General features: G+C 74.9%; 12 protein-coding genes. 6 read left to right on the forward strand and 6 right to left on the reverse strand.

Annotated features, from left to right (window positions below; genetic code table 11):
• Positions 1-32 precede the first annotated feature (32 nt).
• The 6 genes from AC559T_RS17025 to AC559T_RS17050 are packed head-to-tail and all read left to right on the forward strand — an operon-like array spanning position 33 to position 14,724.
• The gene (locus tag AC559T_RS17025; protein WP_498869371.1) at positions 33-6,950 is read left to right on the forward strand and encodes a beta-ketoacyl synthase N-terminal-like domain-containing protein; all 6,918 of its coding nucleotides are present in this window, start codon (positions 33-35) and stop codon (positions 6,948-6,950) included.
• Complete coding sequence (locus AC559T_RS17030; protein WP_498869372.1) at positions 6,947-9,274, forward strand: beta-ketoacyl synthase; 2,328 nt, start codon at positions 6,947-6,949, stop codon at positions 9,272-9,274. Before AC559T_RS17025 ends, AC559T_RS17030 begins: the two co-directional genes overlap by 4 nt.
• On the forward strand, positions 9,268-10,920 hold the full coding sequence (locus AC559T_RS17035; RefSeq protein WP_498869373.1) for a PfaD family polyunsaturated fatty acid/polyketide biosynthesis protein: 1,653 nt from the start codon (positions 9,268-9,270) through the stop codon (positions 10,918-10,920). Before AC559T_RS17030 ends, AC559T_RS17035 begins: the two co-directional genes overlap by 7 nt.
• Positions 10,917-12,761 (forward strand): acetyl-CoA carboxylase, carboxyltransferase subunit beta, encoded by a 1,845-nt coding sequence (gene accD / locus AC559T_RS17040; protein WP_498869374.1) that lies wholly within the window; start codon positions 10,917-10,919, stop codon positions 12,759-12,761. Before AC559T_RS17035 ends, accD begins: the two co-directional genes overlap by 4 nt.
• Positions 12,758-13,381 carry an acetyl-CoA carboxylase biotin carboxyl carrier protein gene (locus tag AC559T_RS17045; protein WP_368952440.1) on the forward strand — a complete coding sequence of 208 codons (624 nt, stop codon included), beginning with the start codon at positions 12,758-12,760 and terminating at the stop codon, positions 13,379-13,381. Before accD ends, AC559T_RS17045 begins: the two co-directional genes overlap by 4 nt.
• Positions 13,378-14,724 carry an acetyl-CoA carboxylase biotin carboxylase subunit gene (locus AC559T_RS17050; RefSeq protein ID WP_071063226.1) on the forward strand — a complete coding sequence of 449 codons (1,347 nt, stop codon included), beginning with the start codon at positions 13,378-13,380 and terminating at the stop codon, positions 14,722-14,724. Before AC559T_RS17045 ends, AC559T_RS17050 begins: the two co-directional genes overlap by 4 nt.
• A 274-nt stretch (positions 14,725-14,998) precedes the next feature.
• On the opposite strand, the gene AC559T_RS17055 is transcribed toward AC559T_RS17050, so the two are convergent.
• The 6 genes from AC559T_RS17055 to AC559T_RS17080 all read right to left on the reverse strand — a co-directional run bounded on the left by AC559T_RS17055 (position 14,999) and on the right by AC559T_RS17080 (position 21,941).
• Positions 14,999-15,955 carry a TIGR03564 family F420-dependent LLM class oxidoreductase gene (locus AC559T_RS17055; protein ID WP_498869375.1) on the reverse strand — a complete coding sequence of 319 codons (957 nt, stop codon included), beginning with the start codon at positions 15,953-15,955 and terminating at the stop codon, positions 14,999-15,001.
• A 107-nt stretch (positions 15,956-16,062) separates the two neighbouring features.
• Entirely contained in the window at positions 16,063-16,956 is an 894-nt protein-coding gene (locus AC559T_RS17060; protein WP_200835266.1) for a carbohydrate ABC transporter permease, read from the reverse strand.
• A gap of 69 nt (positions 16,957-17,025) precedes the next feature.
• Positions 17,026-17,985, reverse strand: coding sequence for a carbohydrate ABC transporter permease (locus tag AC559T_RS17065; protein ID WP_498869376.1), 960 nt, complete (start codon positions 17,983-17,985; stop codon positions 17,026-17,028).
• A 126-nt stretch (positions 17,986-18,111) separates the two neighbouring features.
• On the reverse strand, positions 18,112-19,506 hold the full coding sequence (locus AC559T_RS17070; RefSeq protein WP_368952437.1) for an ABC transporter substrate-binding protein: 1,395 nt from the start codon (positions 19,504-19,506) through the stop codon (positions 18,112-18,114).
• A complete protein-coding gene (locus AC559T_RS17075; RefSeq protein ID WP_498869377.1) occupies positions 19,503-20,699 on the reverse strand; it encodes an ABC transporter ATP-binding protein in 1,197 nt (398 codons plus the stop codon). The genes AC559T_RS17070 and AC559T_RS17075 overlap by 4 nt, the downstream gene beginning before the upstream one ends.
• Before the next feature lie 246 nt (positions 20,700-20,945).
• Complete coding sequence (locus AC559T_RS17080) at positions 20,946-21,941, reverse strand: PDR/VanB family oxidoreductase (protein WP_498869378.1); 996 nt, start codon at positions 21,939-21,941, stop codon at positions 20,946-20,948.
• Positions 21,942-21,956 lie beyond the last annotated feature (15 nt).

A 21,956-nucleotide genomic window follows, 5' to 3' on the forward strand; every position in this document is an offset into this window, starting at 1 on the left:
GACTGGCCGACACTCCCATCGCCATAGTCGGAATGGCGGGCCTCTTCCCGCACGCCCACGACTTCCGGGAGTTCTGGCAGAACATCGTCGACGCCCGGGACTGCATCGAGGACATCCCGGCCAGTCGCTGGAACATCGACGACTACTACGACGCCGACCCGACCGTGCCGGACCGCACGTACTCCCGGCGCGGCGGGTTCGTGCCCGACGTCGCCTTCGACCCGCTGGAGTTCGGGCTGCCCCCGAACCAGCTCGAGGTCACCAGCACCCTGCAGACGCTGAGCCTCGTCGTCGCGCGCGACCTGCTGCGCGACGCCGGCGCCCGCTCGGCACACTCCGCTGACGGGGCGGACTGGTACGACGCCGACTCGACCGGCGTCGTGCTCGGTGTGACCGGGCCCGTCCCGCTGATGCACCCGCTCGCCGCCCGGCTGACGACGCCGGTGCTGCGCGAGGTCGTGCGGGCCTGTGGGCTGACCGAGGACGACGCGCAGGCCATCGCCACCCGCTACGCCGAGGCGTTCGCGCCCTGGGAGGAAAACTCCTTCCCCGGTCTGCTGGCGAACGTCACCGCCGGGCGGATCGCGAACCGGCTCGGCCTCGGCGGGATGAACTCCACCGTCGACGCCGCCTGCGCGGCCTCGCTCTCCGCGGTGCGGATGGCGATCGCCGAGCTGGTCGACGGCCGCGCCGACATGATGATCGCCGGTGGAGCCGACACCGAGAACTCGATCTTCGGGTACATGTGCTTCAGCAAGACCCAGGCGCTGTCGAAGTCCGACCGGATCCGCCCGTTCGACGAGGGCGCCGACGGCACGCTCATCGGCGAGGGCATCGGCATGCTCGCCCTGCGCCGCCTCGCCGACGCCGAACGCGACGGCAACCGGATCTACGCGGTCATCCGCGGCATCGGCTCGGCCAGCGACGGCCGCTCGAAGAGCATCTACGCGCCGCGGGCCGAGGGCCAGGAACGCGCACTGCGCCGCGCCTACGCCGACGCCGACTGCTCGCCCGCCTCGGTGGAGCTGTTCGAGGCGCACGCGACCGGCACCGCGGTCGGTGACCGCACCGAGCTGACCGCGCTGGACGCCATCCTGCGCGAGGCCGCCGGGGACGAGGCCCGCTTCGCCGCGATCGGCAGTGTCAAGTCGCAGATCGGGCACACCAAGGGCGCGGCCGGCACCGCCAGCCTGATGAAGCTGGCGCTCAGCCTCTACCAGAAGACGCTGCCGCCGACGATCAACGTCGAACGGCCCAGCGGCCCGCTCGCCGACGACAACACCCCGCTGTACGTCAACACCCACACCCGGCCGTGGGTCCGCGACCCGCGGCGCCCGGTGCGGCGCGCGGCGGCGTCCGCGATGGGCTTCGGCGGGACGAACTTCCATGTCGTGCTGGAGGAGCACCGGGCTGAGCGGCCCGCGACCGGCCTGCTGCACCGCACCGCCCGCGCCTGGCTGTGGCACGCGCCCGACCCGGCGGCGCTGCGCGCGGCCCTCGCCGCCGGCGAGCCGCCCGCCGACGGACTGATCTCCACCGACGGACTGATCCCCGCTGACCATGCCAGGGTCGGGTTCGTCACCCCGGCCGCCAACCCCGACGGCGGGGCCGCCGACGGCGCGGACCTGCGCCGCATCGCGCTCGAGCAGCTGGCCGCGACGCCCGATGCCGAGCAGTGGACGCACCCGGCCGGCGTGTACTACCGCCGCCGGGCGCTGCCCGACCCGCGGGTGGGCGCGCTGTTCGCCGGGCAGGGCAGCCAGTACCTGGAGATGGGCCTGGACGCCGCCCTCGGCGTCCCGACCGTCGCGCAGGCGCTCGACGACGCGAACGCCGTGTTCGCCGACGACGACGCGCGGCTGGCCGCCGTGATGTACCCGCCGCCCGTCCTGGACCCGCAGGTTCGCCAGGAGCAGGAGTCACGGCTGCGGGCCACCCGGTACGCGCAGCCGGCGATCGGCGCGCTGTCCGCCGGGCAGTTCCGCTACCTGCGGGAGCTCGGCCTGGACTGCGCCGGCTACCTCGGCCACAGCTTCGGCGAGCTGACCGCCCTGTGGGCGGCCGGCGCCCTCGACGACACCGAGTTCTTCCGGCTGGCCCGGGCCCGCGGCGCCGCGATGGCGCCCCCGGACCCGGCCACCGGCGGGAACGCCGGCGACGGGAACGCCGCCGGCGGCGACCCGGGCACGATGGCCGCCGTCCAGGCGAGCCGGGAACAGATCACCGAGATCCTCACCGACTTCCCCGACGTCGTCGTGTGCAACAACAACGCCCCCGACCAGGTGGTCGTCGGCGGGGGGACGCAGGCCGTGGAGGCGGTGGTCGAGGAGCTGGCCCGGCGTGGGATGACCGGTCGGCTGCTGCCCGTCTCGGCCGCGTTCCACACCCGCTACGTCGCCCACGCGGTCGAGCGGTTCGCCCAGGACCTGGCGCAGGCCCGCATCGGCGCCCCGGCCGCTCCGGTGTACGCGAACACGGCGGGCGCCGCCTACGGCCCCGACGCCGACGCGAACCGGGCCGTGCTCGCCGGCCAGCTGCTCGCCCCGGTCGACTTCGTCGCCGGGGTCACGGCGATGCGCGCCGCCGGGTGCAACATCTTCGTCGAGTTCGGCCCCAAGCAGGTGCTGGCCCAGCTCACCCGGCGCATCCTCGACGACGCGCCGGTCACGGTGGTCTCCACCGACGGCGGCCCGTTGCGTGACGGCGACGTCGTGCTCAAGCAGGCCGCGGTGCAGCTCGCCGTGCTGGGCCTGCCGCTGGCGGACATCAACCGCCACGACGCGACGGCCGGCGCCGAGGGCGACACCGAGCAGCCGCGGCGCGCGGCGATGACGGTCACACTCACCGGCGCCGAGTACGTGCCGCAGTCCCGCCGGGCCCTTTACCAGGCGGGTCTGACCGACGGCTTCCAGGTCTCCGCGGTCGCGGCGGCCATGAACGGCGGGCCGGCGGCCGTGGCCACGCCGCCCGCCGCCCCGGCCGAGCCGGTTCCGGCCCCGCAGCCCGCGCTCCCCGCGGCCGCGCCGGCGGCGGCCGAGCTGCCCGCGGTTCCCGCGGTGGCCGGGTCACCCGCGGCCGCCGGCCGGCCCGCAGGCTCCGCGCCGGTTCCGGCGGCCGCGGCGCTCGGCGCGGGTCCGGCCGGCGCCGGGGTCAGTGAGGCCGTCGCCCTGCACCTCGACCTGCACGGGCGCTACCTGGACGGCCAGCTCCGGGTCACCGAGGAGCTGGTGGGCCTGCTGCGCGACGGCGCCCAGAACGGTGACCAGGCCGGCTGGGTGCCCGCCGCGGTCGAGCAGGTCCGGGACCAAAGCCTCGCGGCGGGTCGGGCACACGTCCACGCCAACGAGGTCCTCGCCGCGCTGGCCGGCCTCGAACTCGCGGCAGGCGGGCATGCCCCGGCAGCGCCGGCAGCGGGTGCGCCCGCCCGGGTGGGGCTCGCCCCCCGTTCCACCAGCGCCGCCGGGCCGGCCGCCCTCGCACCGCCGCCCGCCGCGCCCACTGTGCCCGCCCCGGTGATCGCCGACGCGCCCGCGATGGTGCCCGTCGGAGCCGCCGACCTCGTCGCAGTGCCGGCGCAGCCGACGGGCAACGGCCACCACCCGCCCGTGCCCGGCGGCCACCCCGCCGGTTCACCCGCCACCGGTACTCCCGCCGCTGGGGCACCCGCGGCGGCCGGCAGTGGGCCCGACGCGGACTCGGTGCGCACCGCGCTGCTCGGCGTCGTCGCCGACCGCACCGGCTACCCCGCCGAAATGATCGACACCGGCATGGACCTCGAAGCCGACCTCGGCGTCGACTCCATCAAACGAGTCCAAATCCTCGGCGCCCTCCAGGAACACTTCCCCACCCTCCCCAGCGCCGGCCCCGAAACCCTCGCCGAAATGCGCACCCTCAACCACATCACCGACTACGTCCTCACCTCGCTCGCCGCCGGCGCACCCCCAGCCGCATCGACGCCACCAAACGGCACGCTCAACGGCAGCCCCGCCGCAGCCCCCGGGGTCGACCCGGACACCGTCCGCACCGCGCTGCTCGGCGTCGTCGCCGACCGCACCGGCTACCCCGCCGAAATGATCGACACCGGCATGGACCTCGAAGCCGACCTCGGCGTCGACTCCATCAAACGAGTCCAAATCCTCGGCGCCCTCCAGGAACACTTCCCCACCCTCCCCAGCGCCGGCCCCGAAACCCTCGCCGAAATGCGCACCCTCAACCACATCACCGACTACGTCCTCACCTCCCTGGGTCCGGTGAACCCGGCCCCGGACGGCGCCCCGAACGGCACCTCCCCAAAAGGAGATCAGCCGAAAGGAGGTGAGCCGACCGGAACGGCCGGCCTGAACGGTCACCACGCCGCCGGCCACGGCGATGACGCCGTACTGCCCCACCGGCCGGTCGAGCTGGTGCCGGCGGCGCCGGTCGACATCCTCGACGCCACCCCGTTCGGCGCCGACCCGGTCGCCGTGCTCATCGACGCGACCGGCCACGACGCGCCGGCGCCTGAGCTGACGGCACTCGCCGACGGGCTGACCGCCCGCGGGTTCGCCGTCCGCACCGTGCGGCTGCCCGGCCACGGCGGGACGGCCGGCGACGGCGCCGACCAGGCCGACCCGCTCGACGGGTGGGACGCGGCCGAGGTCGAGCAGGCCCTGGCCGGCGCGCTCGGTGGCGACGGTGCCGTCGACCTGTGCGCCCTGCTGATCGCCGCGAACGGCGGCGACGGCGCCTGGGCGGCGGGGATCCGGCGGCTCGCCGACACCGTCCTGGTCGCCAAGCACACCGCCGGGCCGCTGTCACGAGCCGCGGCGCGCGGCGGGCGGGCGGCGTTCTGCGCCGTCACCCGGCTGGACGGCGGCCTGGGACTGCGCGGCGACGCGCCGGCGGTGGAGCGCCTCGTCGGCGGTGCGGCAGGGGTGGTCAAGACGCTGCTGCGCGAGGAGCCGGCGCTGTTCTGCCGCGCGTTGGACCTCCACCCCGCCCACGCCCCGGCCGCGGTCGCGGAGCTGGTTCTCACCGAGCTGTGGGACGCGGCGACCGACCTGGCCGAGGTAGGCCTGGACGCGACGGGAGCGCGCTGGACCGTCCGGCCCGGGCCCTTCGGCGACCGGGCCGCACAGGACCACCGGGCCGCACAGGCCGAGGACCGGGAGGCCGGCACCGGCGCCGCCCTCCCGGTCCTCGGCCCCGACGACATCATCGTCGTGACCGGCGGGGCACGCGGGGTCACCGCGGACTGCGTGCGTGCCCTCGCGGCGCGGACCCGGGCCCGGTTCGTCCTGCTCGGCCGCACGGCGGCCGGCAGCGACCCCGAGTGGACGACCGGCGTCGCCGACGGCGGCCTGCTCGCCGCCGCCGCGGCGGCCCTGGCCGCGCAGGCCGGTCCTGGCGGGCCGCGCCCGACGCCCCGCCAGGCCGAGGCGGCCCGCCGCGACGTCCTGGCCCGCAGGGAGATCCGGGACACCCTGGCCGCGCTCACCGCGGCCGGCTCCGACGGCGAGTACCTGGCCGTGGACATCGCCGACCGGGACGCGGTGCGCGCCGCGCTGGAGCCCTACCGGGGCCGCGCCGCCGCCCTGGTGCACGGCGCGGGCGCGCTGGCCGACAGCGCGCTGACCGCCAAGACGCCCGACGCGGTCCGCCGCGTGCTCACGCCCAAGCTGACCGGGCTGCGCAACGTCCTCGACGCGCTCGGCGACGGGCCGGGCTCGCCCCTGCGCCACCTGGTGCTGTTCGCCTCGGTGGCCGGGCTGATGGGCAACCCCGGCCAGGCCGACTACGCCGCGGCGAACGAGGCGCTGGGCCGCCTCGCCGCGGGTTGGAAGCACGCCGACCGCGGCCGGCACGTCACCGCGATCGACTGGGGTGCCTGGGACGGCGGCATGGTCGACGCCGACCTGCGGGAGCTCTTCCGCTCCCGCGGCGTCGCCCTGATCGACCGGACGGCGGGCGCCGAGGCGTTCGCCGAGCAGTTCGAGCCGGCCCGGGTGGACGACGTGTGCGTCCTGGTCGGCTCCGCCGAGGCGCTGACCGGCGGGTCCGACGTCCGCCCCGCCCCGGCGCTGGTCGCCCGCCGCGAGCTGCGCGAGATCGCCGAGCACCCGGTCATCCGGGACCACCAGGTAGGCGGCTTCCCCGTCCTGCCCGCGACGTTCGGGCTCGGCTGGCTGGTCAACGTGGTCGAGCGGGCCCACCCGGGGCTGACGGTGGTCGAGGCCCGCGGGTTCGACGTCCACAAGGGCGTCGTGTTCGACGGGACGGGCGAGCTGGCGTTCCAGGCGCACACCGCGGCGGCCGAGCGCGAGGGCGCCGGCACGGGCGGACGGGTCGTCGTGAAGGCGAGCGTGCGCAGCCCCGGCGCGTTGCCGGCCGGGCTGTCGCGCTACGCCGCCACGCTGGTGCTCGCCGCCGCCCCGCCGGCTCCCGCCGAGGTCGAGGACTGGCCCCGGCTCGAAGCCGAGTGGACGGCGCCCGGCCCCGAGGACGGCCTGGAGATCTACACCGGCGCGACGCTGTTCCACGGCCCACTGCTGCAGGGCATCCGACGGATCGTGGCGCGCGGCGACGACCGGCTGGTCGTCGAATGCCGCCTGGACGGCGCGGAGGTGGGCCGGGGCGCGTTCGCCGGCGCCCTGCACGACCCGGTGCTGGCCGACCTGCTGCTGCACGGCCCGTCCGTGCTCGGCCGGTGGCTGACCGGCCAGGCGTGCCTGCCGCTGGCCGTCGGCCGGATCGACTACCGCGCGCCGCTGCCCGCCGGCGAGCCGTTCGCCGTGGTGATCGACGGCGCGGCGGTGCGTGACACCGGGGTCACCAGCCGGGTGACCGCGGTCGGGCGCGACGGGCGGATCCTCGTCCGCCTGCACGACGTGGCGATGGTCGGGACGCCCGACATGGCCGCGAAGTTCGCCGAGGGCACCGCGAGCTGGCACAAGAAGGAGGTGTCCGCATGACAGTCGAGATGACCGGACCGGCACTCGCGACACCGTTCGTCGCGGAGGACGACGAGCTGTCGTTCGACGGGGAGCCCTTCGACAGCCTGCGACTGACCGCCACGGGACCGACAGCCGCGGCGCCGCCCACGCCAGCGCCGCCCACGGCTCCGCAACCCGCCGCGGCGGCGGCCGGCCCCGCACCGCGGATCGCGGATGTCGTCCGCGAGGTGCGCGCGGTCGTGGTGGCCGCCCACGAGTCGGCGCTGAACGCGCAGCTCGCGCTCACCCGGCTCACTCTCGCGGGTCCCGGCCGGCCGTTGGCAGCCGGCTCGCAGGCGCTCGTCCTTCCGCCGGCCGCCGCGGCCGCGGGCGGACCCGCCCCGGCCGTGCTCACCGCCGGGGGACCCGCCACGCCGGCCGGGCTCACGGCACCGGCCGGTCCCGCTGTGGCGGCCGGGCCGGTTGCTCCGGACGTCGCGCCGACGGATCCGGTCGCGACGGAGGCGGCGTTCAAGCCGCTCGCCCGCTCCGGGCACCGGGAGCTCACCGACGCCGACCTGGCCGCGCTGAGCCGCGGCGAGGTGGCCGGCGTCTTCGGCCCGGCCTACGACCAGGAGGGCGTCAACCCGGACGTTCGGCTCACCGACCCCGGCGAGGCGGCCCTGCTCACCTGGGTGGCGGACCTGCGGCTGCGCGGCGGAAGCCGCACCGCGGGCTCGCTGCACGCCGGGCTGCGTGCGCTGCCCGGCACGGCCGCACCCGGCTCGTTCGCCGGAGCGGCCGGGTCCGGTTCGCTGGCCGACGCGCTCCAGGCGGCGGCCGCGCAGGCCGCCAAGGTGTTCGCCCTCTACGCCGGCCTGCACCTGTGCCTGGCGGACGCCCGGTTCGTCGCCGGCCCGCCGGCCGAGGACGCCGACGGCGGCCCGCGCACCGGCGCGCGGCCGCCCGCCCCGACGGTGGCCCTCACCGCCGACGGCGGGGGCTGGGACGGCACCGGCGGCGAGCTCGTCCTCGACGTCACCGCCATCGACCTGATCCCGCGGCCCTGGCTCGCCGTGCGCGCGCTGGTCCACGCGGGCGGCCGGCTGGTCGCCGAGGTCCGCGACGTCGCGGTCACCGTGCGGGAGCGGCCGGGCGCGCCGGTCGGCGCCGACCATGGCGGGGCCGTCACCGCGTTCCTGGGCCGGCGCACCGCGGCCGGCGAGCGGGCGCTGCTCAGCGAGTTCCACATGGCCCACTGCGCACGCGGCGACCAGGGCGTCGGCCTCGGGCCCGAGTTCGCCGCCTACCGGGGGCGGCGTGCGACCCGGCTGCCCGGCGGCGGCCTGCGCCTCGTCGACCGGGTGATGGCGATGGACTCGCGGCGCGGTGACCTGCGCGGCGGGGCGACGCACGTCACCGAGTACGACGCGGCGGCCGACTGCTGGTACTTCACCGAGACGGCGAACGCGTCCATGCCGAACTGCGTCTACATGGAGACCAGTCTGCAGGCCGCGCTGATGCTGGGCTACTACCTCGGCGCCACGCTGGCCGAGCCGGCGGAGGACTACAGCCTGCGCAACCTCGGCGGCAGCGCGACCGTGCTGCGGGAGGTCGACCTGCGCGACGCCACGATCCGCCAGCACTCGACGCTGCTGTCGACCAACCCGATGCCCGGCACGGCCCTGCAGGACTTCTCCTACTCCCTCGCCGTCGACGGCGAGCCGTTCTACACCGGCGAGTCGATGTTCGGCTACTTCAACGCCCCGGCGCTGGCCCGCCAGACCGGCCTGGACGGCGGCCGCCTCGAGCCGACCTGGCTGGACGCGCTCGACGAACGGGAGCGCCCGCCGATCCGGATGATCGACGTGGCCGCCCGCCGCGCCGACCCGGCCGCGCCGCTGTGCGCCCGCGGCCACCTGGCGCTGCTCGACGACGTCGAGGTGGTGGACGGCGGCGGCCGGTTCGGGCAGGGCTACCTGCGCGCCGTGCGGCCGATCGACCCGGCGGACTGGTTCTTCGCCCGGCACTTCTACCTCGACCCGGTCATCCCCGGCTCGCTCGGGGTGGAGGCGGTCATCCAGGCCATGCAGGAGTGGGTCATCGACGCCGGGCACCTCACCGGCCTCACCCGGCCCGGGTTCGTGCTGCCCGTGGGCGTGCCCCTGCAGTGGAAGTACCGCGGCCAGCTCCTGCCCACCGACGGGACGTTCACCCTGGAGGTGCACATCAAGGACGTCAGCCACCGGCCCGGACGGGTCCGCGTCACCGCCGACGCGAGTCTGTGGAAGCCGACGATGCGCATCTACGAGCTGATCGACGTGGCCGTGGAGCTGCGTGACGAGGGCGCGCCGTCATGGTGACCCCGGTCGCGCCCGCCCCCCGCCCCGCGGCGGCCCGGCCGGCCACGGCCCACCCCGGCGCGGCCGGGGCGCTCGCCCGGCGGCCGGCCGACATCCACCGGGTGCTCGCCGATCTGGAGCGGCCCTGCTACGTCGTGCAGGACGCGGCTGGGCTCGGCGTCACCGGCGACGAGCGGGTCGCCGCGGCGGCCGGGCGGGTCCTGGCCGCGGTCGGCCCGCTGCCGCCGGAGCGCCTCGGCGCCCCGGCGTTCCGCCGCGACCACCAGGTCGCCCAGGCGTACATGGCCGGGTCGATGGCTAACGGCATCGCCTCGGCCGACCTGGTCGTCGCGCTGGCCCGGGCGGGCTTCCTGGCCTCGTTCGGCGCGGCCGGCGTCGTCGCCGCCCGGGTCGACGACGCGCTGGCCGACATCCGCCGGCGGGCACCGGGCCTGGCGTTCGGCTGCAACCTGATCCACAGCCCGACCGAGGCGGCGATGGAGCGCGACGTCGTCGACGCCTGCCTGCGCCACCAGGTGCGCTGCGTCGAGGCGTCGGCGTTCCTGGACCTCACCCCGCAGGTGGTGCGCTACCGGGTCGCCGGGCTGCGCCGCGGCCCCGACGGCCGGGTCGTCGCCGACAACCGGGTCGTCGCCAAGGTGTCGCGCACCGAGGTCGCCGAGCTGTTCCTGCGGCCCGCGCCGGCCGCGCTGGTCCGTCCGCTGGTGGAGCAGGGGCTGGTCAGCGCCGAGCAGGCGGAGCTGGCGGCGACGGTGGCGATGGCCGACGACATCACCGGCGAGGCCGACTCCGGCGGGCACACCGACCGCCGGCCGCTGCCCGTCCTGCTGCCCGAGCTGCTCGCGCTGCGCGACAGCCTGCGCCGCGACTCCGGGGCGCGCACGGTGCGGATCGGGGCGGCCGGCGGGCTCGGCACCCCGCGCGCCGTCGCCGCCGCGTTCACGCTCGGCGCCGACTACGTGGTCACCGGCTCGGTGAACCAGGCCTCCGTCGAGGCGGCGCAGTCGCCGGCCACCAAGACGCTGCTGGCGCAGGCCGGGGTCACCGACTGCGTCCAGGCGCCGTCGGCGGACATGTTCGAGATCGGCGCGGACGTCCAGGTGCTCGGCCGGGGCACCATGTTCGCGTCGAAGGCCCGCCGGCTCTACGACCTGTACCGCCGTTTCGACGGGCTCGACGAGATCCCCGTCGACGAGCGCGCCGGCCTGGAACAGCGGATCTTCCGCCGGTCCCTCGACGAGGTCTGGGCGGACACCGTCACCTTCTTCAGCACCCGCGACCCCGAGCAGATCGAACGCGCCCGAGAGAGCCCGAAGCGGCGGATGGCGCTGGTCTTCCGCTGGTATCTCGGCCTGTCGTCGGGCTGGAGCATCACCGGCGTCCCGGACCGGGTCGCCGACTACCAGATCTGGTGCGGCCCGGCGATGGGCGCCTTCAACACCTGGGTGCGTGCCAGCGCGCTCGAGCCGCTGGCGAACCGGCACGCCGCCGTGATCGCCGCCGAGCTGATGCGCGGCGCCGCGTTCACCAGCCGGGCCGCCGCGCTGGCCCAGGCCGGCGTCCGGCTGCCGGCGCTCGCCACGACCTACGTGCCGCGGCCGCACCTGCCGCGACCAGATTCCGATCCGGGAGAGCAGGCACCATGACAGCATCGGCAACCCGGCAACGGCCCGAGGCGGATCTCGGGACGGCGGAATGGCTCGTCTGTGACGGCTGCCGCCGGATGATCTACGGCCGGCGGTTCGCCCGCGGCGGGCACGTCTGCCCCGAATGCGGCTGGCACGCCCGGCTGACCGCGACGCAGCGGATCGCGCTGCTGCTCGACGAGGACTCCGTCGAGGTGGTCGACACCCCGGTCACCGCGGCAGACCCGCTGCAGTTCGTCGACACCCGCCCGTACGCCGACCGGCTGCGCTCGGCGCGGGCGTCCACCGGGCTGCCCGAGGGGGTCGTGGTGGCCCGCGGACGGATCGAGGGTGCCCCGGTCGTCACCGCGGTGATGGACTTCCGCTTCCTCGGCGGCAGCCTCGGCGCCGCCGTCGGCGAGGCGATCACCGGCGCCTGTGAGATCGCGCTGCGCGAGCGCACCCCGCTGCTGCTGGTGACCGCCTCCGGCGGCGCGCGGATGCAGGAGGGCGCGCTGTCGCTGATGCAGATGGCGAAGACGGCCCAGGCGATCGGCCAACTCGACGAGGCCGGCATCCTCACCGTCTCCCTCATCACCGACCCGACGTTCGGCGGGGTCGCGGCCTCGTTCGCGACGCTGACCGACGTCATCGTCGCCGAGCCCGGGGCACGGCTCGGTTTCGCCGGGGCGCGGGTGATCGAGCAGACCATCCGGCAGACGCTGCCACCCGGCTTCCAGACCGCGGAGTTCCTGCTGGCGCACGGCGTCGTCGACCTGATCAGCCCGCGGGGGCAGCTGCGCCCGACGCTGGCCCGCCTGTTCGGCGTCGCCACCCGCCGCCCCGGCACCACCCCGGTCACGCCCGGCGACGGGCACAGCGCTGGCGACGGGCGCGGTGCCGGCGACAGCCGCGACGCAAGCCACGGCGGTGACGGTGTGGTGCGGGATCCGGCGCGGCTGGCGGACCGCCATCCCTGGGAGGCCGTGCGGCTCGCCCGCAGGCTGGGCCGGCCCAGCACGCTGGACTACATCGGCGCGCTGGTCGAGGACTGGACCGAGCTGCACGGCGACCGGGCCGCCACCGACTGCCCGGCGATGGTCGCCGGGCTCGGCCGCCTCGACGGGACGCCCGTCGTCGTCATCGGCACGCAGAAGGGCCACACCGCCACCGAGCTCGCCGCCCGCTCCTACGGCATGCCCTCGCCCGGCGGCTACCGCAAGGCCGCGCGGGTGATGCGGCTGGCCGCCAAGCTGGGCCTGCCGGTGATCACCCTCATCGACACCGCCGGCGCGCACCCCGGCATCGAGGCCGAGCAGAACGGGCAGGCCGTCGCCATCGCCGAGAACCTGCGGGTGATGGCCGGGCTGCCCGTGCCCGTCGTCGCCGTCGTGACCGGCGAGGGCGGCAGCGGCGGGGCGCTGGCCCTGGCCGTCGCCAACCGGGTGCTGATGTGCGCGAACGCGATCTACTCGGTGATCAGCCCCGAGGGCTGCGCCGCCATCCTGTGGAAGGACCCGGCGGCCGGGCCGGACGCGGCCGCGGCGCTGCGGGTCGACGCCCGCGCGCTGCTGGCCGCCGGGATCGTCGACGGTGTCGTCCCCGAGCCCGACGGCGGCGCGGACGTCGACCCGCTGGCCGCCGCCGACGCGCTGCGGGCCGCTCTCACCGGCGCGCTCGCCGAGCTGACGCCGCTGGACCCGCCGACGCTGGTGACGGCCCGACGGGCCCGGTTCCGCCGTTTCGGTACCCCGGCCCCGGCGGGCGGGGCCGCCCCGGCTCCCGTCGTCCCGGCGGCACGTCCACCACTCGGCGCGGGACGGACCCATGCCGATCTCGACGATGCGAGGCGCGCGTCATGACCACGTCCACGGCCAACGGCCGGTCCACGACGACGGCGAACGGGCACGGTGACATCGGCACGGTGCTGGCGGTGCTGCGCCAGGAGGCGCTGGAGGTCGGCGCGCGCGGCGCGCGGCCGGTCAGCCGGGTGCGGGTGACCGTCGGCGACGTCTCCCTGGAGGTCGACTGGGCCGGGCCGGGCGGGGCCACCGGCTCCGACGGTCCCGGTCAACACAGCACGCCCCCGCAGGCCAACGGCTCCGGCGGTCTCGGCTCAGTCAGCGCCGCGCCCAGCGACACCAACGGTTCCGCCGCGTCGGGCGCTGACGCCGGTGTTGGTGCCGCGGCACCGGCCGGTCCGGCGGACGACGACGCACTCGCGTTCGTCATCCCGGCACACACCGTCGGCGTCTTCTACCACGCGCCCGAGCCGGGCGCGGACCCGTTCGTCCGCCCCGGGGACACCGTCGTCGCCGGCCAGCAGGTCGGGATCATCGAGGCGATGAAGCTGATGATCCCGGTCGAGGCGGAGCGCGGTGGGCGGGTCCGGGAGATCCTGGTCGCCGACACCACCCCGGTGGAGTACGGCGAACCGCTGCTCACCCTCGACGTCGCCACGTCCACCGGCGGGACCTCGTGATCAAGAAGGTCCTGATCGCGAACCGCGGGGAGATCGCGCTGCGGGTCGCGCGCACCTGCCGCGAGCTGGGCATCGCCACCGTGGCCGCCCACTCGTCGGCGGACCGGGACTCCGCCGTCGTCTCCTTCGCCGACGAGTCCGTCCAGATCGGCCCGGGGCCGTCCCGGGACAGCTACCTCAACATCCCGGCGGTCGTCGAGGCCGCCCGTATCCGCGGCGCCGACGCCGTCCACCCCGGGTACGGGTTCCTCTCCGAGAATCCCGACTTCGCCGAGATCTGCGCGGCCGAGGGCCTGACGTTCATCGGCCCGCCGGCCGAGGTGATGGCCCGCCTCGGTGACAAGGCCGTCGCCCGTCGGATCATGTCCGAGGCCGGGCTGCCCCTGCTGCCCGGCAGCCGGGACACCCCCGACCACCCCGAACAGGCCGCGCAGGTGGCGGCCGAGATCGGCTACCCGGTCATCATCAAGGCGGCGGCCGGCGGCGGCGGGCGCGGGATGAGCGTCGTGCACGATCCGGACGGCTTCGAGCGCGCCTACCGGCACACCCGCTCCACCGCCCAGGCGGTGTTCGGGGACGGCCGCCTGTACGTCGAGCGTTACCTGGCCTCGGCGCGGCACGTCGAGGTCCAGGTGCTCGCCGATGCGCACGGCGCGGCCGTCCACCTGGGCGCCCGGGACTGCTCGCTGCAGCGCCGGCACCAGAAGCTGGTCGAGGAGACTCCGGCGCCGGCCCTGCCGGCCGAGATCGTCGAGCCGCTGTGTGCGGCCGCCGTCCGCGGCACCCTGGCCAGCGGGTATGTCGGCGCGGGCACCTTCGAGTTCCTCGTGGACGGCGAGGGCCGGTTCTACTTCATGGAGGTCAACTGCCGGCTGCAGGTGGAGCACCCGGTCACCGAGATGGTCACCGGGCTCGACCTGGTCGCCGAGCAGATCCGGATCGCCGCGGGCGAGCCGCTGGGCTACGGCCAGGACGACGTCGACCCGCGCGGGGTGTCGATCGAGTGCCGGATCAACGCCGAGGACCCGCGTCGCGACTTCGCCCCCGCGCCGGGTTCGCTCACCGAGTTCACCGTCCCGGCCGGCCCGTTCGTCCGCGTCGACACGCACGCCGCCCCCGGGTACCGCATCCCGGCCTACTACGACTCGTTGGTGGCGAAGGTGGTCGTCTGGGCCCCTGACCGCCCGCGGGCCCTGGCCCGGATGCGCCGTGCGCTCGACGAGCTGCACGCTGACGGTCCCGGTGTCGTCACCACCACGGGCTTCCTGCGCGAGCTGCTCGACCACCCCCGCTTCGTCGCCGCCGAACACGACACCGTCCTGATCGAGTCCCTGACCCGCTGACCAGAGAACCAACACCGGCGCAGGGGCCCTCACCCTTCTCGCCGTTTGATGTCGCGCTCGCTGTTTCGGGAGTTGCGACCCGGTGCTTCGCCCCTGAAACGGCGAGCACGACGCAAAAATGCGAGGAGGCACGGCCACAGACAACGGTCCGTCGGCCCGGTGTGGTGCGGGAGCCGCGAGCGGGAGGTCGGACAGGGTTCCCCCCGTCGCCGTCCAGCCGGTCGCGCACCCGTGATCCCGAACGCGAGGCCGGACCGGGGCTCTGGAGCTGGGTTCAGAGCTCCGGGGTGAGGGTGGCCAGGAACTCCGTCGTCCGGCGCCGGGAGGCAGCGCGGGCGGCGGGGTCGGTGCCGAGCGGGATGGGCCGGGCCACGAAGTCGGTGACGCCCGCGTCCCGGTAGGCGCGCAGCCGGTCGAGGATGGCGGCCTCGTCCCCGGCGGCCATCACGTCGCCCACGCCGCGGGCGTCGCCGCGCTCGAGCAGCCGCAGGTAGTTCGGTGAGGTCTCGGCGTGACCGAGGGTCTGCTCGGCCAGCTCGCGCGCGGTGTCGACCTCGCTGTTCGGGCACAGTGCCACGGGAACACCGGCGACGACCCGGGGAGCCGGGCGGCCGGCGTCGACCGCGGCCTTCGTGATCCGCGGGACCACGTGGTCACCGACCGCGCGCTCGTCCGCCATCCACAGGACCGTTCCGGTGGCGTTCGCGCCGGCGATGCCCAGCATCACCGGCCCGAGCGCGGCCAGCAGGATCGCGGGCGGGGCGCCGTCGGTGACGTCGAGCGGGCTGTGGACCCGGTAGGTGTCGTTCTCGACGTCGATCCGATTCTGGCCGGCGAACGCCGCGTTCAGCACCTCGAGGTAGTCCCGCGTGAGGTGCGCCGGGCGCTCGTAGCGCAGGCCGAACTGCTCCTCGACGATCCAGTGGTGCGACGGCCCGACCCCCAGCGCGAGGCGCCCGCCGCAGATCGCCTGCGTGGACAGCGCCTGCTGCGCCGTCGCCACCGGGTGCCGTGTCTGGAGCGGGACGACCGCCGTGCCCAGCTCGATCCGCTCGGTCGCCTGCCCCATCAGAGCGACGACGGTGAGCGCGTCGAAGGCGCCGGGCACCTGCGGAATCCACATTGAGGTGAAGCCCAGGCTCTCGGCCGCCCTCGCGTCCGCGACGAAGCCAGCCACCCGCTCCCGGGCCGCCCGGTCCCTGTCCGAGCCGATCATCAGACCGATGCGCATGCGTGAGATCCCCTGTGCCGTCGTACCTGCGGTGAGCGGGTTCCGTGCCGGACCTCACCCGCGGAACAGCATCGAACGATACCCAGCCGGATCGGTGTCAGCGGGCCTTACTTGAGGCCGGAACGGACGAAGGCGCCGACGACGTGCCGCTGCAGGAGCAGGTAGATCCCGAAGATGGGCAGGCAGGCGAGGCCGGAGCCCGCCATCAATCCACCCCAGTCGGGGCCTTCCACGCCGACGAACAGGCCGCGCAGGCCGAGCTGGACGACCGAGTCGGCGCGCTGGAGCACCAGCGCCGGCCAGAAGTAGTCGTTCCAGGCGTTGATGAACAGCACGATGCTGAGCGCGGCCAGCGGGGCGCGCAGGTTGGGCACGACGACCGTCCACAGGATCGACCAGGACGACCGTCCGTCCATGCGGGCGGCGTCGAGCAGGTCGCGGGGGAAGCTGGCCATGTGCTGGCGCAGCAGGAGCACGCCGAGCGCGGAGGCGAGGTTCGGGACGATCACGCCGGCGAGCGTGTTCAGCAGGCCCAGACGGTACAGCAGGGTGTAGTTCGGCAGCATCGTCACCTGGAACGGCACCAGCCACGTCCCGACGAACGCCAGGTAGAGCACGGTCTGGCCGCGGAAGCGCCAGGCGGTGAACGCGTAGGCCGCCAGCAGGCCGACGAGGAGCTGGCCGACGGAGATCAGCGCGGCCACGGCGAACGTGTTGAGGATCAGCCGGCCGATCGGGATGACGTCCCAGACGTGTGTGTAGTTGCCGACGGAGAGCGGCCACGGGAACAGGGAGACGTTGTAGACCTCCTCCGGCCGGCGCAGCGAGGTGGCGTACATCCAGTAGATCGGGAAGATACAGGCGAGGCTCAGCGCGGCGAGGACACCGTGGCCGACGGCGGTGCGCAGCCACACCCGCGCGCCGGTCTCGCCGGCGAGGTCCGCGACGGCGGACGGTTCCCCGCGCGCCGGTGCCGGCGCGGTCGTTTCGGCCACCGCCATGGCGAGCCCCCTTCAGTGATCGTGCCGGCCGTCAGCCGCCTGTCGCGCCTCGCCGACGGCCGGCGGGCGTCAGTTGTCGTGGAAGGTCAGTCGGTCGGAGAGGCGGACGAGCCCGATGGCGACCACCCCGAACGCGACGAAGAACAGAAGTCCGGCGCTGGCCGCGAAGCCGGCGTCGAAGTTCTGGAAGCCCCACTCCCAGAGCAGGTAGTAGACGTTCGTCGTGGCGGAGTCCGGGCCGCCCTGGGTGAGGGTGTCGATCAGCGGGAACGTGAGCTGGCCGGACATCAGCACGGTCATCAGCGCAAGGAACACCAGCGTCGGGGAGAGCAGCGGCAGGGTGATCCACCGGGTGGTCTGCCAGCGCGAGGCCCGGTCGAGCATCGCCGCCGCCGTGTACTCGTCGTCGATGCCCGCCAGGCCGGCGCTGACGACGAGGACGGCGAAGCCGAGCAGGTGCCACCCGGTGATCACGACGATGGCGATCTGCGCCGGCCGCGGCTCGTGGATCCAGTTGATCGGATGTCCGATCAGCCGGTCCACCGCGCCGCTGGTCGGGTCGAGCATCCACTGCCACACCGCGGCGCCCGCCACCGGCGGGACCAGGACCGGCGCGAAGATCATGGCCCGGTAGACGGCGCGGCCGCGGCCACGGATGGCGGACGTCCACAGGGCGACGACGGTCGGCAGCGCGACGGTGAACAGCAGCAGCGCCAGCGTCATCGCCGCGGTGAGCCACAGGGCGTGCCACAGGTCGGGCAGCTCGAGCAGCCGGCGGTAGTTGTCCAGCCCGACGGGTTCCTTCGGCGTGGTCGGCAGGAGGTTCCAGGAGAAGAACGACAGGTTGACCGCGGCGGCGAGCGGCCGGTACGTCCACACCGCCAGGCAGCCGATCGCGGGCAGCAGGAACAGGTACGGCGGCAGCGCCCGCAGCAGCCGCCGGGCCGGCGACGGCCGCGCCGCCGCGACCGGTACGACCGTCGCCGACGGCCGGGGCAGCGCGTCGATCTCGACGAAGGCTCCGGTCATCACCCTTCCTCCAGCTCGCTACGGCAGTTCAGTTCGATACGGCAGGTCGGTGCGGACGGCGTCCCGCCCGCCGCGCGGGACCGGCACGGCGGGCGGGACGGGCACACAGGTGGAACAGGTGGACGGTCAGGACCGGGGCAGCAGCTTCGCGGCCTGGTTCTGGGCGTCGGTGAGCGTCTTCTGCGGGTCGGCGCCGCTGTAGACGACGCTCTCGACCGCCTCGAGCATCCCGGTGCGGATCTGGACGTAGTTGTTGCCCGGGAAGGACACCCACGGCTTCAGCTTCGCGAGCTGGTCGACGTTCGGCTGGACCAGCGGGTTCTCCGCGGCCCAGGTCTTCAGCCCGTTCGGGTCGTCGAGCAGCCCGGTGCGCAGCGGCAGGTAGCCGATCTTGCTGGTGATCTGCGTGTAGGCCGCGTCGCTGGTCAGGTAGGTGATCAGCTCCCAGGCGGCCCGCTGCTTCGCGGCGTCCTTGGCGAACATGAACAGCGCCGCCCCGGAGTTCGTCGGCACGACCGGCTTGCCGGTGAAGCTCGGCATGACGGTGGCGCGCAGCGTCCACGGCGGCTTGGCGCCGCCGGCGCCCTTGATGAAGGTGCCCTGCGCCGCGCTGGTCTCGACGATCATGCCGATCTCACCACGGGCGAACGCCGGGTAGGCCTGGTCCTGCGACAGCTTCGGGCTGGCGCCGGAGTTGACCAGGTCCTGCGCCATCTCGACCGCCTGCACCGCGGGCGCCTCGGCGAAGGTGAGCTTGGTGCGGTCCTCGGAGATCACCGAGCCGCCGTTGGAGGCCACCACCGCCTGGTAGCACCAGTCACCGGAGACCTTGGTGAAGCAGTCGATGTAACCGCCGTTCTTGCCGGTCTTCGCCTTGATGGCCAGCGCGGCGGTCTTGAACTCGTCCCAGGTCGTGGGCGGCTTCTCCGGGTCGAGGCCGGCCTGGGTGAACAGGTCGGCGTTGTAGTAGAGCACCGGGGTGGAGAAGACGAACGGCACACCATAGGTCTTGCCGTCGACGTCGCCGAGGGTGCGCGCCGTCGGCGCGAACGGGTGGGTGCCGGCGAAGTTCTCCTGGACGGCGTCGCGCCCGACGATGTCGTCGAGCGGCTTCGCGCCGAGCGCGGTCGCGGTGTAGCCGAGGTCGCCGAAGGTGAGCTGGGCGACGTCGGGGGCGTTGCCGGTGGCGATCTGGGCCTGGATGCTGGCGGTCGACGCCGAGCCGTAGCCCTTCAGGGTGGAGGTCTGCGGCTTCTGCGCGGTGACCGAGATGTTCGGGTGGGCCTTCTCGAAGTCGGCGATCAGGCCGTTGAAGGTGTCCGTCCACGGGCCGGGCTGGGCGAGGTTGTAGCTCTCGAAGACGATCGAGACCTTCTGATCCGGCCCGAGCTCGGGCACGACCCCGGCGGTGGACGTTCCGCCCGCGTCGGCGCCGTCGTCGGATCCGCAGGCGGCGAGGGTGAGGGCGAGCGCGGCAGCGCAGGCGGCCGCCACGCCCCGGGCAAAGCGCCGTCGTTTCACGTCGAGCTCCTTTGATGAGTGGTCACGCCGTCGTGGAGTGCCGCGGCCGGCTCGTGGTCGGCCGACGGGCGGTCGGCCAGCGGGCGGTCGGCCAGCGGGCGCCAGGCGAGCCGCCGGCCACTGTGCCGGTCGAACAGGTGGATGTGGTCGCGCGCCGTGGTGAGCGCGACGGGCTGGCCGGCGGCCAGCCCGAGGGGGCGGGCGCCCCGGAAGTGCACGAGGGCGCCGCCGACCGCGCACTGCGCGGACTCCTCGGCGCCGAGGTTCTCCACCGCCCGCACGACACCGCGCAGCCGCGGCATCCCGCCCGGGCCCGCCGGGCCCTCGGCGGCCATCAGGTGGAGGTGTTCGGGCCGGATCCCGAGGATCACGTCGCGGGCCTCGACGTCCTCGCCGGGCCACAGGTCGACCTCGACGTCGTCGGCGAGCACCCGCACCCGGCCGTCGTGGCACTCCACCCGGGCGGGCAGCAGATTCATCGGCGGGGAGCCGAGGAAGCCGGCGACGAACACCGAGGCCGGGGTGTCGTAGACCTCGGTCGGCGTGCCGAGCTGCTCGAGGCGCCCGTCGTCGAGCATCGCGATCCGGGTCGCGAGGCTGAGCGCCTCGACCTGGTCGTGGGTGACGTAGAGGACGGTGCTGCCGAGGGTCTCGTGCAGCATCCGGAACTGGGCCCGGGTCGCCTGGCGCAGCTTGGCGTCCAGGTTCGACAGCGGCTCGTCCATCAGGAACGCCCGCGGGTCGCGGATGATCGCCCGGCCGACGGCGACCCGCTGGCGCTGGCCGCCGGAGAGCTCCCGCGGCCGGCGGTCGAGCAGCGGGCCGAGCTCGAGCAGCGCGGCGACCTCCTCGACCCGGCGGCGGACCTCGGCGCGGGGCGTGCGGGCCGCGCGCAGCGGGAAGCCGATGTTGCGGGCCACGGTCAGGTGCGGGTACAGGGCGTAGCTCTGGAAGACCATCGCCAGGTCGCGCCGGGCGGGCGGGGCGTGGGTGATGTCCCGGCCGTCGAGCAGCACCCGGCCGCCGGACGGCGTGATCAGGCCGGCGACGAGCCGCAGCAGGGTGGACTTCCCGCAGCCGCTCGGGCCGAGCAGCACCAGGAACTCGCCGTCGGCGATGTCGAGGCTGACGCCGTCCACGGCGACGACGTCGCCGTATCTCTTCGTCAGCCCGTCGAGCTCGATCCTGCCCACGGTGGTGGCTCCTCCCCGACACAGCACTGACGTTCCGCCGTCCACACGCCTGGGACGGGCCGTCCCGGCAGCGTTTGTGCCGGCCGTCCTCCCTGGTCAGACCCCTTGTCCGGCGGCTGAAGAATATGAGCGGAACGAGTTTTCAGGGAAGGCCCATTGCACATTCGGATGAACCGATTGGCGACATGGATTACCAGCCACACAAAACGACCGCCGGAATAGCGGTGGAAATCCTCGGGGTGTATTTCAGATGTCCAGGACGAGACGTCCGCCCAGGCCGCGCGAGACGCAGACCATCATCGTCCGGCCGCCGTCGCGCTCGGCCGGGGTCAGGACGGTGTCACGGTGGTCGACACCGCCCTCGACCACCGGCGTCTCGCAGGTGCCGCATGTACCGTCCCGGCAGGAGGAGGTGACGGCGGCCCCGGCCGCCTCCAGCACATCCAGGACCGACTGCCCGGGCCCGACCCGCAGCACCCGCCCGCTACGGGCCAGGCGCAGCTCGAAGGCGCCGTCGGTGTCGCGGTGGGCGGGCTCGGCGGGGTGGAACCGCTCGACGTGCAGGGCGCTGGCGGGCCACTGCGCGCAGTGCCCCTCGATGGCCCCGAGCAGACCCTCGGGCCCGCAGCAGTAGACCGCCGTCTCCTCGTGCTCGCCGGAGGCACGCAGGCCATCCAGGACGGGGCCGAGGGGAAGCAGCCCGTGGGTGTCCTGCGGGTGCAGGACGACCCGGTCGCCGTGGCGGGCGAGGTCGTCGGCGAAGGCCATCGCCGCGCGGTGGCGCCCGCCGTAGAGCAGCCGCCACTCGGCGCCGCGCGCGGCGAGCTCGTCGATCATCGGCAGCAGCGGGGTGACGCCGATCCCGCCGGCGACCAGCAGGTAGCGCGGCGCGGCGACCAGGGGGAACGCGTTGCGCGGCTGCCCGACCGGCAGCAGCGCGCCGACACCGACCCGGTCGTGCAGGTGCACCGAACCGCCGCGGCCGGCGGCCTCCCGCAGCACCGCGATCCGCCAGTGGTGGCGATCCGCTGGATCACCGCACAGCGAGTACTGCCGCACCGTCCCCGGCCGCACCGTGACGTCGACATGCGCGCCGGGTGTCCAGGGCGGCAATGCTGCGCCGGTCGGATCGGCCAGATCGAAACAGACGACATCCTCGGCGACGTGGCGGCGGGCGCGGACCGTCAGCGTCAGCGTCTGCCGCTGTTCGGCTCGATCCACGGTGGACGGGGGCGAGGACACAGGCGACCTCCGACG

It is taken from the genome of Frankia sp. Hr75.2 (genome assembly GCF_949319125.1).
In the GTDB taxonomy this organism is placed as follows: domain Bacteria; phylum Actinomycetota; class Actinomycetes; order Frankiales; family Frankiaceae; genus Parafrankia; species Parafrankia soli.

What these genes read in the sequence shown, in the direction of transcription:
- AC559T_RS17060 (WP_200835266.1), bottom strand. Translation starts at nt 16,956, where the DNA reads ATGGCGGTGGCCGAAACGACCGCGCCGGCACCGGCGCGCGGGGAACCG.
- AC559T_RS17065 (WP_498869376.1), bottom strand. Translation starts at nt 17,985, where the DNA reads ATGACCGGAGCCTTCGTCGAGATCGACGCGCTGCCCCGGCCGTCGGCG.
- accD (WP_498869374.1), top strand. Translation starts at nt 10,917, where the DNA reads ATGACAGCATCGGCAACCCGGCAACGGCCCGAGGCGGATCTCGGGACG.
- AC559T_RS17035 (WP_498869373.1), top strand. Translation starts at nt 9,268, where the DNA reads ATGGTGACCCCGGTCGCGCCCGCCCCCCGCCCCGCGGCGGCCCGGCCG.
- AC559T_RS17030 (WP_498869372.1), top strand. Translation starts at nt 6,947, where the DNA reads ATGACAGTCGAGATGACCGGACCGGCACTCGCGACACCGTTCGTCGCG.
- AC559T_RS17025 (WP_498869371.1), top strand. Translation starts at nt 33, where the DNA reads ATGGCGGGCCTCTTCCCGCACGCCCACGACTTCCGGGAGTTCTGGCAG.
- AC559T_RS17055 (WP_498869375.1), bottom strand. Translation starts at nt 15,955, where the DNA reads ATGCGCATCGGTCTGATGATCGGCTCGGACAGGGACCGGGCGGCCCGG.
- AC559T_RS17045 (WP_368952440.1), top strand. Translation starts at nt 12,758, where the DNA reads ATGACCACGTCCACGGCCAACGGCCGGTCCACGACGACGGCGAACGGG.